Source organism: Pseudomonas sp. E1BtOHC1 (assembly GCF_058744285.1).
Map to the genome: position 1 here is coordinate 6,928,576 of NZ_CP196023.1, position 14,510 is coordinate 6,943,085.

The window sequence follows — 14,510 nt, forward strand, 5'->3', positions numbered from 1 at the left end:
ACCGCCGCCGCCCTGGCCTTCGAAAACTCGGGCGACGGAGGTGAGTCAAGCCAGCGAATGGAGGAGCGATCCTGCATTCGCTTTTTTATGCCTCAAGCCGGCACTCAGGCGGCCAGTGCCCAGTCCTGGGCCACATCCTGCACACCCACCAGGCCGACATCGGCTGCAGCGGCGGCCGCTGGGGTGACGTGGGCAACACCGGCGGCGGCCAGGTCGTCGAAAGTGGAGTTCACCGACAGGCTTGGGTCGATCGCCTTGAGCAGGGCATCGATCTCGCCGGCCAGTGCCGAGCTGTCGCCGCTCATCAGGCCGTAGACCACCTTGTGCACTTCACCTGCACGGCCTTCATCTTTCAGGCTGTTGAGGCCCAGGTTGGTGAAGCTGACTTCCTGAGTGACCAGGTTGTAGTTGGTGCCCGAACCACCGGCGAGGGTGTCGCCCAGGGAAACGCTGTCCAGCGAGCCCCACAGGGTATGGCTCGGGTTGCTGAACAGGGTGTAGTGCAGGTTGCCGTCGGCCACGAAGGCCGCGTCGCTGGCGGTGCTCTTGATGGCGTACTGGGTGCCGTCGAACGGACCCGGGTTGAAACCACCGGTATTGGTGCCATCAACCACTTGGCCTGGGCGGTGGTTGACATCGCCGAAGTAGGCCGACCAGTCAGTCAGGTATTGCGCAACAGTGTTACCGCCGTAGGTAGCGCTGTAAGAGATCGAAATGCTCATGCAAAACTCCAATACATTAGGTGGGTCATGTCCACAGCACGCCAGTGCCTGCTGCGGTTTTGCCCTTCAGTGGGCAAAAGCGGTCAGAACTGATATTCCACGGTGCCCTGCAAGGTGCGGCCACGGCCGAGGGTGAAGGCCAGGACATCCCCGAGGGGCACCAGATAGGCGCGGTCGGTGACGTTTTCCATGGCCAGGCGCAGGGTCAGTTCTTCAGTGGCGCGGTAGCTGCCATACAGGTCATAGACGGTGTAGGGCTTCCAGTCGGCGGGGTAGACGCCCGTTTGGCTCACGGTCCCGGTCGCCGAGCCGGCGATCGAGTAGCCGGCGCTGTAGCGGGCCCTGGCACCGATATCCAGTTTGCGTTCGAAAAAGCGCGCGCCCAGGGTCAGGGTGCCGCGGTCCATGGGCATGTGTTCGGCCGAGCCGAGGATCGCGGCATTACAGCGGCTGGCATTGTTGGCCGCATCATCGGGACGCATGCCGGTGACGATCGCGCCACGCCCCGTGCCGTTCTTCACCGGCTGGGTCACTCCTCCCAACCAGGCGGTCTTCATGCAGAAATCGTTGTCGCCGATCATGTGGGTGTAATTCAACTGGCCGTAGGCGCGACCGGCGTCATAGTCGAGCTGGTACTCGACGCCCTTGAAACGGGTGCTGCTGAGGTCGTTGACGTAGGCGCTGTTACCGATGCCGGGCGAGCCGTAGCCAGGAGGCTGTACCCCCATGGCCATATAGATGAAGTCATCGACCCGGGTATCGAAATAGGCCACCTTGACCCCCAGGCGGTCATCGTTGAACCAGAGGTTTTCCTTGAAGATGTTGAATCCCGCTTCCCAGGTGGTGGAGCGCTCCGGCTTGAGAAAAGGATTGGGGAACGTGCTCTCCGAGCCTCCGCCATGGGGGCGACCGGTGATCATGGTTTCGGTCACCGCCGGTGGCCGCCAGCCCTTCCCATAGCTGGCGAACAGCTGCAACCACTCGACGCCGGGCTTGACCGACAGGCCGAAGGTCGGCGAGAAGCGCCCTTCCTGGTTATCGATGTCATAGGCCACCGGCACCGAGACCTGCTGGGGCGTCTTGCCGATCACGAAGGTGCGGGTGTTGATTCCGGTTTCGCCCCGCAGGCGGTAGCGGTCGTAACGCAAGCCGGCATTGAGATTCAGCCAACCGTCGTAGTCGAAATCCAGCCGCGTGAACAAGCTGCCCAGGGCTCGATCGCCCTCGGGGGTCATGCTCGCCGCAGGCGAGGCGCTGACCGCCGAGCCCTTGGGGACCGGCTGGCTGGAGTCGGGACGAACCTTGTCGTAGAAGAACTCCAGGCCGTAATTGGCCTTCAGCGTGGACAGCTCGCCCAGGGCAAAGGTCGAAGTGTTCTGCGCTTGGGCGCCATAGGTATCGGTCTGGTAGGTGATCGAGTAGCCAGGGCTGCTGCGGCGCGTCAGGGTGCTCTGGTCATTGCTGTTGTCGACGTAGTAGAGCTTGGCCTTGAAGTCGATCAACGGGTTGTCCGGGGTGTAGCTGTAGTCGAGGCCGAAGTTCTGCGAATGCACATCGCTGCTGCCGAGCTTTTCCCAGAGCTGCTCCTTGTTCTCGACGTTCATCATGTTGGCGTCGTCGTAGGACACCTCAGTGGTCAGGTAGCTCAGTTGCAGACGCTGGTCCTGGGGCAGGTTGAGCCCCAGCTTGACCAGGCGCGAGCGCATCACCGAAGCGGAATAGGCCACCTTGGAATTCTTCACCCGATCATTGATCGACGGGTCCATCCAACTGCCGGTGCGCAATTCGCCGATGCCGCCCTTGGTCCCCGGTTTGTAGTCCCCCAGATGCCGTTCACTGGCGGCCAGCAGCATGTCCCAGACTTCGGTACCGATGGCGAAGGCGGAGCTGCCGATGAAGTGAGTGCCGTTGCTGCGGCCGCCCAAGCCGGTGGTCAGGCGAATTCGACCGCCAATCTCCTGGCCAGGCTTGAGCAGGTCGCGGGCCTCGATGGTGCGAAAGTTGGCGACCCCGCCAATCACTCCGGCCCCGCCCATGGTCGAGGTGGCGCCCTTCTCCACCACCACTTCGGAGAGCAGCTCGGGATCGACATAGAGCGTTCCGTTGCGCTGCTGGTGGCCGCTCTGCTGATAGTTCTGGCGCATGCCGTCCACCGACATGTTGACCCGACCATAGTCCTGGATGCCGCGGATGTTCACCGACACGCCCGGGTCCTGCTGGCTGACCGCCGAATACACGCCGGAAGTTTCCTCCAGCATCTCGGCTGCGTGCCGTGGTGGATTGCGATCAAGCTGCTCGCGACCGACCACGCTCACCGAGCGCGGCGCGTTGTATACCCAATCGCTCTGGCGGCCTTCGAGGCCGCCGGAAATCGTGGTGGGGGCCAAGGCCAGGGCGCCATCACGACCGGTTTCCACCCGGCTCAAGGTCACCTGGCGCTCGCCGGTAAAGCGGTATTCCACTGGCGCATTGCCCAGCAGCCGCGCCAGTCCTTCCTCGGCGCTGTAGCGGCCCTTGAGCGGTGAGCTGTGCAAGCCATGCAGACGCAGGCTGTCGAACAGTACCTGCACTCCGGCCTGCTCGGCAAAAGCCAGCACTGCACTGCCGAGGGCCTGGGCAGGGATATCGAAATCCAGTTCGCGTTGCTGCTGAGCACTCTGCGGGGCTGTGCCCACAGGCTCTGCCGCGTGCAGCAAACCGGCTCCCGCCAACAGCCCTGCTACGCCCAAGTGAATGACCAGGGCCAAACGACTTGCGGCGTGAATTCCAGTGCGACTGCCTACCCTCATGTTCCGTATTCCTGCGCTGGCTACTTTTGTGCATGCGAATGCATCTCAATTAGCTAGACGTGCCAGGCAGGAAAACTCAGTAAGGTTTTTTCAATTATTTTTCACCGAAGGGGAAAAAAGGCCCGCAGGCCTCAATAAATCAGGCTGACGCCGGCCAGGTCGAAACGGCGCACCTGCAACTCCTGAGTCAGGGTGACCAGGGCCGCGTCGAGCATGTCCAGGCGGAATACGCCGCTGACCTGACGCTGGGCCAGGGCACTGTCAGTCAGCACCACCCGCCCGGGTCGATAGCGATTAAGGCGCTCCACCACCACGCCCAGGGGCTGGCGGTCGAACACCAGGACTCCGCGCCGCCAACTGGTGGCCCGCTGCAGGTCAAGCCCATCGAGTGCCACCACCCCCGACTGCGGGTCATAGCGTGCACTCTGCCCCTCCTGCACAACCCGCTCGGAAGTGCCACGCTGCGCTGGGGCATCCAGGCTCACCGCGACACTGTGCTGCAACACACCGACCCAGGCTTGTTGATCGCTCTCGCGCCCGACCACAAAACGAGTGCCCAGGGCTCGGGTCTGGCCGCCGGCACTCTGCACGATAAAAGGTCGCTTCTCCTCACCGACCATGGGCGCCACATCAAACACCGCGGAGCCGGCCAGCAATTGGATCTGACGCTTGTCGCCGCTGTAATCCAGGCGAATGGCGCTGCCCGAGTCCAGTTCCACTTTGCTGCCATCGGCCAGTTGCACGGTGCGCACCTCGCCCTTGCCGGTCAGGTAGTCGGCCTGCAGGTACAGCAGTGCCTGCGGCCCTTGCAGCCAGCCCAGAAAAACCGCCAGAACCAGCATGGCCGCACTGGCTGCCCGCACCAGTCCGCGTCGACGCCGCGGGCGCTGCAGTGCAGGCACGGGTCGCCCCGTCCGGCGCCGTGGCGGGGCCGTGGCCGCCAGCTCGGGGTCCAGGCGCAGCTCTCCCAGGGCATCCCAGGTCTGCCGGGCAAACGCCAGGGCTTGGGGGTGGCGTGGGTCGGCGGCCTGCCACTGGGCAAGTGCTGCCTGCTCGGCGGGGTTCAGCGTTCCCGCCTGCAAACGCACCGCCCAGTCGGCGGCGGCCTCGGTGATACTGCGCTCTTGCGGACCCTGGCTATTCACGTGTGAATCTCGATTTCTCGTTATATATAAGCAGTGACGTCTGACCCCGACTTTTACCGTAACTCACTCGTCGACCGGCCGACCGTCGGTAGCCTGCAGACGTTGCATCACGTACGCCAGCGCCCGGGACAGGTGCTTTTGCACCGAGCTGTCGGAGATATTCAGGTGCCGGGCCACCTCGGCGTGGGTCATGCCTTCGATACGGTTCAGGCGAAAGATTTCCTGGGTGCGCGCAGGCAGTTCCATGATCGCCTGTTTCAGTGCCTTGCGCTGTTGTTGCGCCATCGCCTGAGCCTCCAACCCGGCCGACTCATCCTCGATGTCGGCCAGCACTTCATGGGGCACGGTCTCGGTCTTGCGCCGCGCCTCCTGACGTACATGGTCGATCAGCAGGTTGTTCGCCGTGCGGTAGAGATAGCCCTGGGAGTTGTCGATTCGCTCACCGCGCGTTTGCTCGGCCAGCCGCAGAAAACTCTCCTGCACCAGATCTGCGGCCAACTGCGGGTCCCGTACCTTGCGCGCCAGGTACCCACGCAAGGTCGCGGCATGCTTGAGAAACAGTCCCTTGAGATCCACGTCCGACAAACCGACTCCCTGGAACATGAAGGAAATTGCCGGGCATCTTACGGTCAGTCGAGAATGATTTTCAATTGATATCAGTATTCATTAGCGAACGGTTACGGCAGTTGCGAGCCGCTCTCCAGGACCTAGGCTGGCACCTCGACCTTGCGCGGCCGGCCGCCCTTCTTGCCGTTCAGGCGTGCCGCCCGAGCCTTGGCCGCGCTGCTTTGCCGACCGTTACGGGACGTGACCAACTGGGTCGCCAGTTTCATCAGCGGCTTGCTGGCGGACAGCAGTCCGATAATCGACAGTTGCAGATCCACGGCTTCATGGCACACCGCCGTGGCGGAAAAGCCCAACTGCAGTTGCTGCAATTGGGTGTCGCTCAGCGCCGCCAGCTCCGGATAGTTTTCCACAGGCAAATGAATCGAGCTGCCATCGGCAAAGCCCAGGCACAGGCAGCCGGTCCCATAGCTCAAGGTGCTGACTTGCAAACCCGCTTCATGACGAGCCTCACCGCGTTCGATTGCTTGATCCAGCAACGCCTGGGTCAAGGGCACATCGACGGGCACCGCTGCCTTGACGACTTTCATAGTTCGATCTCCACTCCTTGCGCCGCGCCCAGCAGGGTCAGGCGAGTCAGGTTTCGTTGTTCCTCGTAGTGCGCCGACTCAATCAGGTAAACCGTGCAGCCGGTGCTTGAACGTTCAACCACAGCATTCGCTTGCCAATCCCACAACTGATGCTCAAGGCACAAGGTATGCAACTTGCTCCACCAGATACGCCGGGCCAGATGCACCCGTTGCTTCAAGGCCTGGCGCAGTCCCCCAAGAACTGCCAGGGCTGGACGGCGACCATGGGGGACAACATCCCAGAGCTCGACGCCGTTGTGCCAGAAGCTGAATCGAAAACGGGCACTCCAACGACCACCATCCACATGCACATGAGGTGGGCAATGTTCGTCACGCAACATGACGACGACCGCATAGCCCTTGTAAACGAACACTTTCATGTTAACCCATCCGTTAGGTTATTGAGTCCAAAGACTCGTGTTTCCATAATTAATCCGACCACCGGCCTGAAAGGGCAGCAGTGAGTTGACCTACTTGAGGTTAGTCACGGTGAAGGCCAGGAAGGCGTCCGGGCGGCCGCAAAGTCGTCAGCATTTATTGCCGGGCAAAGCCTCGCCACGGCCATCGCCAATAACAGCGTTCGATTATCGAACACTTAATCACCCTTCCCGGCCTCCCCTCTCGGCCATCAATTGACCAAATTAACCAGTTAGTACAATTTAACTCCCCAGTGCCTCGTACCCTCTCCCGAGGCTGACAATAACAACGGAGATCTACCCCCATGCGTCCTATCGTTCTGGTGCTTAACGGCCCGAACCTGAACCTGCTCGGCACCCGTGAACCCGCCACTTATGGCCACGAAACCCTGGCTGATGTCTCTGCCTTGTGCGGCCGTGCCGCCGAGGAACTCGGCCTGGCCGTGGAGTTTCGCCAGACCAACCACGAAGGCGAATTGCTGGATTGGATTCACGCCGCCCGCGGCCGTTGCTCCGGCATCGTGATCAACCCCGCCGCCTGGACCCACACGTCGGTGGCGATCCGCGATGCGCTGGTGGCCAGTGAACTGCCGGTGATCGAAGTGCATCTGTCCAACGTCCATGCCCGCGAACCGTTCCGCCATCACTCCTTTGTCTCGGGTATTGCCCTGGCGGTGATGTGCGGCTTTGGCAGCCACGGCTATCGCCTGGCCCTTCAACACTTCAGCCTGCGGTTCAAGGAGCAAGGCGCATGACCATCCACACTGGCGTTCTGGCCGGGCTGATTGGCGCCGGCATCCAGGCTTCGCGCACCCCGGCCCTGCATGAACACGAAGGCGACGCGCAGAACCTGCGCTACCTCTATCGACTGATCGACCTGGATCAACTGGGACTCGACAGCAGCGCCCTGCCCGATCTGCTCAAGGCCGCCGAGCGGATGAACTTCACCGGCCTGAACATCACCTTTCCCTGCAAGCAGAGCATTCTGCCGCTGCTGGACGAACTGTCCCCCGAGGCTCGCGGCATTGGCGCGGTCAACACGGTAGTACTCAAGGACGGCAAGCGGGTCGGCCACAACACCGACTGCCTGGGGTTTGCCGAAGGATTCCGGCGCGGCCTGCAAGGTGTGGCCAGGCGGCACGTGGTGCAGATGGGGGCAGGCGGCGCCGGAGCGGCAGTGGCCCACGCCCTGCTCAGCGAAGGCGTGGAACAACTGAGTATTTTCGATGTGGAGCAGCAGCGGGCGCAAAGCCTGGCGGACAACCTCAACCAGCATTTCGGCGCCGCTCGGGCCAAGGCCGGAGGCGACCTGTCCAGCACCCTGGCGAGCGCCGACGGCCTGGTCAACACCACGCCCATGGGCATGGCGAAGTTGCCAGGCATGCCGGTGCCAGTGGAACTGCTGCGAGCGGATCTGTGGGTGGCCGAAATCGTCTACTTCCCGCTGGAAACCGAGCTACTGCGCAATGCCCGTGCCCTGGGTTGCCGGACCCTGGATGGCGGCACCATGGCCGTGTTCCAGGCGGTCAAGGCGTTCGAGCTGTTCAGCGGACGCAGCGCCGACCCGCAACGCATGCTGGCGCATTTCCAGAACATGAATGGCTGACGCGCCAGTGCCTGTAGCCGCTCGCCCTGGCAGCGGCTACAGGCACTGCGTTTATTCGGACTTGAGCTGCAAGCGTGAGAGCAAGCCAATCAGCAGCACGTTGAAGAGGATCATCAGCAGGCTGCCAAGGATGCCCACCAGATTGATCACCGAGCTCGGCAACCAGTCGAATACGCTGAACCCGGTCAGGGACAGCAGGCGCTCACCGAACCAGAATGTGTCGACGACGATCATCAGAATCAGAATGATTTTAAGCGTTGGGACGGGGTTACCCATGGTGCTTTCCTTGTCGTGTGGGGTGGATCAGGAACGGGGTTGGTGGCGATCTTACGGGCGCTTTCGCTGGCAAGCCAGCTCCTACGACAGTGGGGGTCAGGCTTGCAAGTAGCGCAGCACCGACTCGCAGATCATTTCCCGGTGCCGCTGCTTGATGCTTTCGTCCGGCAGATCGATCTGGAAGATCTCGCCAAAGGTGTGGCGGTTCGACACCCGATAGAAGCAGAACGAGCTGATCAGCAAATGCACATCCAGCGGGTCCAGACCGCTACGGAACACACCTTCACGTGCACCACGCTCAAGGATCTCGCCCAGGGCATGGAGGATGGTGTTGTTCATCGCCTTAATCACGCCGGACTGCTTCACGTACTCGGCCTTGTGGATATTCTCGATGCTGACGATGCGCACGAAATCGACATTGCGGTCGTGGTGATCGAAGGTGAACTCCACCAACCGGCGAATCGCTTCCCGCGGCGCCAGCTCGGCAAGATGCAGGCGGCTCTCGGTGCTGCGGATATCGCCGTAGAGTTTTTCCAGGACTTCGACGTACAGCTGCTCCTTGCTGCCGAAGTAGTAATAGATCATGCGCTTGGAGGTATGGATGCGCTCGGCGATCGCATCCACCCGCGCACCGGAAAGTCCCTGCTGGACGAACTCGACAATGGCTTCTTGAAGGATGTTCTCGCGGGTCTTTTCCGGGTTGTTCTTGCGACTCTTGCGCGGTTCGAGAGTTGGCTCATCGGGCGCAATCGAGCGTTCACTGGTCATTGTCATTCTGGGCTCACGGCCATCACTGCACACGCGGGCGATTATGGGCCGCGTCCTGTCGCGAAAGAAAGTACAGAGGCGGTGGATTGCCGCCTCCGGTTACCAATCCGCTACAACTTGGCCTGACGCACCGCGCCACTGCGCGACTTGGCCATGGCCGCCAGGCGCACCGCGACGTTGGCCGCACCATAGCCGGCGTAGCCGTTCTTGCGCTGAATGATCTCGAAGAAGAACCGCCCTTCGAACGGTTCGGTGTAGACGTGAAACAGCTCGCCGCCCTGGACGTCGCGGTCATACAAAACGTTGTAGTACGCCAGCTCGCTGAGGAACTCATCATCGAAATCAAAACGCGCCGCCAGGTCGTCGTAGTAGTTGAGGGGGATATCCAGCAGCGGCACCCCGGCCTCTTTGGCGCGACTGACCTCGGCGAAGATGTCGTCGCAGTCGAAGGCGATGTGATGCACCCCCGAGCCACGATAGCTGGACAGTGCATGGGAGATCGCAGTGTTGCGGTTCTCCGAGATGTTCAGCGGCAAGCGGATCGAACTGCAACGACTGCGCAAGGCGCGGCTTTTCACCAGGCCATAGGGATCGGGCAGCACCACCTCATCATCGGCCTCGAAGTCCAGCAGGCTCTTGTAGAACAGCGCCCAACTGTCGAGGCTGTCCGCCGGCAGGGCCATGGCCATGTGGTCGATCCGCTTGAGGCCACCCTTGGCCTGCACATCGTCACGCATGTTGAAGTCGGTGTCGTACAGGTGCTGGCCGCCCTGCTGCTGGTCCACCAGATAGATCAGGCTACCGTCGGGTTCACGCACCGCCGCCAGTTCCAACTCGTTGGGGCCTACAAGCCCGCGATAAGGCTGGCCCTTGTAGGCCACCGCCCGCTCCAGGGCCTTGGCGCTGTCCTTGACCCGGATGGCCGTGGCGCACACCGACGGGCCGTGGGCCTCGAAGAAGCTGTGGGCAAAGGAATAAGGCTCGGAGTTGAGGATCAGGTTGATATCCCCCTGGCGCATCAGGCTGACACTTTTGGAACGGTGCTGGCCGGCCTTGGCAAACCCCAGGCGCTCCAGCCAGCTACCCAGCTTGGCTCCCAGGGCTTCGTCCACGGCGAACTCGAGGAATTCGGTGCCGCCATAGGCTTCCACCGCCGGCGGGGCAAACAGGATGTCGAGGTTGGCCACCGGCTGCGCCTCCTGCAGCAGGCGCTCGCGGGTCTTCTCCTCCAGGTACAGCAAGGAGCGTAGGCCGTCAGCGGCATTGGCCCGCGGCGGAGCGGCGCGAAAGCCGTCGTTGAAGATTTCCAGGGACAGCGGCCCGGTGTAGCCGCTCTTGATGATCGGTGCCAAAAAGCCCGGCAGGTCGAATTCGCCCTGGCCCGGGAAGCAGCGGAAATGCCGGCTCCACTCCAGCACATCCATGGCCAGGATCGGCGCGTCGGCCATCTGCACGAAGAAGATCTTGTCCCCCGGAATCTCGGCAATCGCCGCCGGGTCGCCCTTGAGCGACAGGGTATGGAAGCTGTCCAGCAACACCCCGAGGCTTGGGTGATCGGCGCTACGCACGATGTCCCAGACCTGTTGATAAGTGTTCACGTGGCGGCCCCAGGCCAGGGCTTCATAGCCGATGCGCAAACCGCGTACTGCAGCCCGTTCGGCCAACAGGTGCAAATCGTCGATGAGGATCTGCCGGTCTCCCAGGCTGTCCGCCTGGGCATTGCTGCACACCAGCACCAGGTCGGTACCCAGTTCCTGCATCAGGTCGAACTTGCGCTCGGCACGTTCCAGGTTGCGCGACAGGCGTTCGCGGCGGCAGCCCTCGAAGTCCCGGAATGGCTGAAACAGGGTGATGGCAATCCCCAGGTCGGCGCACATCTGTCTAATTTCCCGGGGGCTGCCGTCGTAGTAGAGGAGGTCGTTCTCGAAAATCTCCACCCCATCGAATCCGGCGGCGGCAATGGCTTCGAGTTTTTCCGGCAGGGTACCGCTCAAGGAAACGGTGGCAATGGAACGCTGCATGATTCAACTCCCGGGGAATGACGGCCGGTTGCGCCCGAGCCTTTTATTCGATGTTGCGGATTATTCCACAGCGTGATTTAAAGTGTACGAACCAGTTAGTTTTGTGTTCGATTATCGAACACAAAGCCGCTTGGCGAATTGACGATTTTTCAGCCACTGCGCACCATCGACAGCACATTGAGCCGCCCCAAAAAACCGTGGCTTCAATCACCCAGACCCAGAACACACCATAAAAATTTCAAAAATCGGGTACATCCTCATGCTTGCACTCAACGCCCCGCACTGCTGCACATCCCTTTGGCTCGCGCCTGGAACGGCCTCAATCGGCACCCTGGATCACGACCCGCTACAACCCTGAGCGGATCGTCGTACCTGTAGTGTTCGCCGGCCCGGCATCAACGGCACGACGAACCTAACCAGCCGATCAATCACCCAGTCCCAGGCGCTCATGCCTTCGCTGACGATTGATCACGCGCCCTTGAGTTCCAACGAGCCCTGGCTCGTCAGTCACTGAACGGATGGCCTACATGATTCCTTCCCAAAGCTCTCGCATCGCCCCGAGCCTCAGCGTTGCCGGCGGCATCGGCGACAAGATCCGCGGCGCCATGGCCGTCGGCAAGACCCGCTGGGGCATGCTTGCCCTGGTGTTCTTCGCCACCACCTTGAACTACATCGATCGCGCCGCACTGGGCGTGATGCAGCCGATCCTGGCCAAGGAAATGAACTGGACGGCGATGGACTACGCCAACATCAACTTCTGGTTCCAGGTCGGTTATGCCGTGGGCTTCGTGCTGCAAGGGCGACTGATCGACCGAGTCGGCGTGAAACGGGTGTTCTTCTTCGCCGTGCTGCTGTGGAGCCTGGCTACCGGCGCCCATGGCCTGGCCACTTCGGCGGCAGGCTTCATGGTTTGCCGCTTCATTCTCGGGCTCACTGAAGCCGCCAACTACCCGGCCTGCGTGAAGACCACGCGCCTGTGGTTCCCGGCCGGCGAACGCGCGGTGGCCACCGGCATCTTCAACGCCGGGACCAACGTCGGCGCGATGTTCACCCCCATGCTGCTGCCCTTGATCCTTCACGCCTGGGGCTGGCAAGCGGCGTTCCTGTGCATGGCGGCACTGGGCGGTGTGTGGCTGCTGTTCTGGGGCCTGAAGTACTTCAACCCGGAAGATCACCCCAGCGTCAAAGCCTCGGAGCTGGCCTACATCCAGCAACAGGTGGAGCCCGAGCCGACCCGCGTGCCCTTCAGCCGCATCCTGCGCATGCGCGGCACCTGGGCCTTCGCCCTGGCCTACTCGCTGACCGCGCCGGTGTTCTGGTTCTACCTGTACTGGCTGCCACCGTTCCTCAACCAGCAGTACAACCTGGGGATCAACGTCACCCAGATGGGCATCCCGCTGATCATCATCTACCTGACCGCCGACTTCGGCAGCGTCGGTGGCGGCATCCTCTCCTCGTTCCTGATCGGACGTGGCATGAACCCGATCAAGGCGCGGCTGCTGTCGATGTTCCTGTTCGCCTGCTGCATCATCGGCGTGATCATGGCCGCCGGCACCGCCAACCTGTGGCTGGCCGTGTTCGCCATCTCCCTGGGGATCGGTGCCCACCAGGCCTGGACCGCCAACATCTGGAGCCTGGTGATGGACTACACGCCCAAGCACATGATGAGCACCGTGTTCGGCTTTGGCGGGATGTGCGCGGCCATCGGCGGCATGTTCATGACCCAGATCGTCGGCCACATACTCACCGTCACCAACAACAACTACACCCTGTTGTTCACCCTGATCCCGGCCATGTACTTCATCGCCCTGACCTGGATGTACTTCATGGCCCCCCGCAAGATTCCGCACGTAGAAGACTGATGCTCCTTTCACGCAGGCCCGCTCCGGGCCTGCGTTTTTTTATCTGTTCCCCTCCCCTCTTTTGTTTTTCCACACTCGGAGATCGTCCCATGACGCTGGGTAACCTGAGCATCGCCAAACGCGCCGTGATCAGCTTCGGCGTGATTGCCCTGCTGGTTCTGCTGCAGGGGCTGTTCGCCCTCAAGCAAGTGGCCGAGGTCCGCGCCACCGGCCAGCACACCGAAAACATTTCCCTGCCCAGCACCCGCTACCTGGGGGAAGTGCGCGACTATGTGTTGAGCATCCGCGTGCTGAGCCTGCGCATGGCCCTCAACCGTGAACCGAAAGTGCTGGAAAGCACCATCGCTCGCCTGCACCAAGTGCAAGCCTGGCTCGACCAGGCCCTGGCCAAGTTCGCGCCGCTGGTGGGCGATCACAACCGGGTGCAATACGAGACATTCCTCGCCACGGTAAAGAGCTACCAACAGGCCCTGGCCCAGTATGAAGCCCTGTCCCAGGACAACCGCAGCGCCGAGATGACCGCCCTGCTCAACGGCAAGATCCAGGATTACTCGACCCAGACCGGCGATCAGTTCGCCGAACTGATGAACCTGACTGCCGAGGAAGTCAGCCAGTCGGCGCAGCATGCCGACGCGCTGTACACCCAGGTCAAAGTCACGGTGATCGGCGCCCTGCTGGCCGTCGCCCTGCTGACCCTGTGCCTGGCCTGGCTGTTGATTCGCAGCATCGTCGTGCCCATCCGCCAAGCCGTGGGCGTGGCCGAGCAAGTGGCCGCCGGCGATCTCAGCCGGCCGATCCACAGCGAGGGCAGCGATGAAACCGCGCGCCTGCTCAAGGCCCTGGCCAGCATGCAAGCCAGCCTGCGTGAAACCCTGCAACTGATCAGCAGCACCTCGACCCAACTGGCCGCTGCCGCGCAACAGATGAGCCAGAGCACCCATCAGGACTCCAGCCGCCTGCAGCAGCAACACAACGAAATCGAGCAAGCAGCCACAGCCGTCAACGAGATGACCGTGGCCGTCGAGGAAGTGGCGCGCAACGCGGTGTCTACCTCCGACACCACCCGCCAGTCCACCGCCCAGGCCACCCAGGGGCAGACCCGGGTGATCGAGACCCTGGATTCGATCCAGGCCATGAGCAGCGATGTCGGCACCGCTCTGCAGCAAGTGCAGACCCTGGCCGAGCAGTCACGGGAAATCGGCAAGGTGCTGGACGTGATCCGCGCCATTGCCGAACAGACCAACCTGCTGGCCCTGAACGCCGCCATCGAGGCCGCGCGGGCTGGGGAAGCCGGCCGTGGTTTTGCCGTGGTGGCCGATGAAGTGCGGGCCCTGGCCCATCGCACCCAGCAGTCGACCCAGGAAATCGAACAGATGATCGGCCGGGTCCAGGGCGACACCGACAGCGTGGTGCAGTCCATGCACGGCAACAGTCAGCGGGTAGCCCAGACCCTGTCCATCGCCGAACAGGCCGGGCTGGCCCTGGGGCAAATCACCCGGGCCATGGAGCAGATCCACGAGCGCAACCTGGTGATCGCCAGTGCCTCGGAAGAACAGGCCCAGGTAGCCCGGGAAGTGGACCGCAACCTGCTGAACATCCGCGACCTGTCCCTGGAAAGCGCCGACGCCGCCACCCGCACCAACGCCACCAGCCAGGAGCTGTCGCACTTGGCGGCGGGGCTGCAGAACCTGGTGGTGCGCTTCCGTTTCTGA

At 62.4% G+C, this 14,510-nt stretch carries 13 protein-coding genes; 4 read left to right on the forward strand and 9 right to left on the reverse strand.

All coding sequences use genetic code 11. The features are described 5' to 3' along the window. Positions 1-104: 104 nt before the first annotated feature. The 6 genes from ACSSVC_RS31390 to ACSSVC_RS31415 all read right to left on the reverse strand — a co-directional run bounded on the left by ACSSVC_RS31390 (position 105) and on the right by ACSSVC_RS31415 (position 6,229). Complete coding sequence (locus ACSSVC_RS31390) at positions 105-722, reverse strand: heme acquisition protein HasA (RefSeq protein ID WP_346635957.1); 618 nt, start codon at positions 720-722, stop codon at positions 105-107. Between the two features lie 83 nt (positions 723-805). Beyond that, positions 806-3,511: a TonB-dependent receptor gene (locus ACSSVC_RS31395; RefSeq protein ID WP_492611855.1), complete on the reverse strand. Its 2,706-nt coding sequence runs from the start codon at positions 3,509-3,511 to the stop codon at positions 806-808. A gap of 131 nt (positions 3,512-3,642) precedes the next feature. After that, positions 3,643-4,656 carry a FecR family protein gene (locus ACSSVC_RS31400; RefSeq protein WP_446440419.1) on the reverse strand — a complete coding sequence of 338 codons (1,014 nt, stop codon included), beginning with the start codon at positions 4,654-4,656 and terminating at the stop codon, positions 3,643-3,645. Positions 4,657-4,719: 63 nt separating this feature from the next. Further along, the gene (locus ACSSVC_RS31405; protein WP_346635954.1) at positions 4,720-5,241 is read right to left on the reverse strand and encodes an RNA polymerase sigma factor; all 522 of its coding nucleotides are present in this window, start codon (positions 5,239-5,241) and stop codon (positions 4,720-4,722) included. A gap of 122 nt (positions 5,242-5,363) precedes the next feature. Continuing rightward, positions 5,364-5,810, reverse strand: a complete 447-nt coding sequence (locus ACSSVC_RS31410; RefSeq protein ID WP_346635953.1) for a DUF2442 domain-containing protein — start codon at positions 5,808-5,810, stop codon at positions 5,364-5,366. After that, positions 5,807-6,229 (reverse strand): DUF4160 domain-containing protein, encoded by a 423-nt coding sequence (locus ACSSVC_RS31415; protein ID WP_346635952.1) that lies wholly within the window; start codon positions 6,227-6,229, stop codon positions 5,807-5,809. Before ACSSVC_RS31415 ends, ACSSVC_RS31410 begins: the two co-directional genes overlap by 4 nt. Before the next feature lie 341 nt (positions 6,230-6,570). On the opposite strand from ACSSVC_RS31415, the gene aroQ reads away from it, so the two are divergent. Together aroQ and ACSSVC_RS31425 are read left to right on the forward strand one after the other, a co-directional pair. Continuing rightward, complete coding sequence (gene aroQ / locus ACSSVC_RS31420) at positions 6,571-7,020, forward strand: type II 3-dehydroquinate dehydratase (protein WP_346635951.1); 450 nt, start codon at positions 6,571-6,573, stop codon at positions 7,018-7,020. Then, positions 7,017-7,871: a shikimate dehydrogenase gene (locus tag ACSSVC_RS31425; RefSeq protein WP_492611856.1), complete on the forward strand. Its 855-nt coding sequence runs from the start codon at positions 7,017-7,019 to the stop codon at positions 7,869-7,871. Before aroQ ends, ACSSVC_RS31425 begins: the two co-directional genes overlap by 4 nt. Positions 7,872-7,922: 51 nt before the next feature. Here ACSSVC_RS31425 and ACSSVC_RS31430 read toward each other — a convergent pair whose 3' ends face one another. The 3 genes from ACSSVC_RS31430 to quiC all read right to left on the reverse strand — a co-directional run bounded on the left by ACSSVC_RS31430 (position 7,923) and on the right by quiC (position 10,936). Next, positions 7,923-8,147 carry a hypothetical protein gene (locus tag ACSSVC_RS31430; RefSeq protein ID WP_123724434.1) on the reverse strand — a complete coding sequence of 75 codons (225 nt, stop codon included), beginning with the start codon at positions 8,145-8,147 and terminating at the stop codon, positions 7,923-7,925. A gap of 96 nt (positions 8,148-8,243) precedes the next feature. Beyond that, on the reverse strand, positions 8,244-8,921 hold the full coding sequence (locus ACSSVC_RS31435) for a TetR/AcrR family transcriptional regulator (protein ID WP_346635949.1): 678 nt from the start codon (positions 8,919-8,921) through the stop codon (positions 8,244-8,246). Between the two features lie 104 nt (positions 8,922-9,025). Then, entirely contained in the window at positions 9,026-10,936 is a 1,911-nt protein-coding gene (gene quiC, locus ACSSVC_RS31440) for a 3-dehydroshikimate dehydratase QuiC (protein ID WP_346635948.1), read from the reverse strand. Positions 10,937-11,463: 527 nt separating this feature from the next. Between quiC and ACSSVC_RS31445 the strand changes: the two genes are divergently transcribed. Together ACSSVC_RS31445 and ACSSVC_RS31450 are read left to right on the forward strand one after the other, a co-directional pair. After that, positions 11,464-12,798 (forward strand): MFS transporter, encoded by a 1,335-nt coding sequence (locus ACSSVC_RS31445; protein WP_102882294.1) that lies wholly within the window; start codon positions 11,464-11,466, stop codon positions 12,796-12,798. An 89-nt stretch (positions 12,799-12,887) separates the two neighbouring features. Beyond that, positions 12,888-14,510: a methyl-accepting chemotaxis protein gene (locus tag ACSSVC_RS31450; protein ID WP_346635947.1), complete on the forward strand. Its 1,623-nt coding sequence runs from the start codon at positions 12,888-12,890 to the stop codon at positions 14,508-14,510.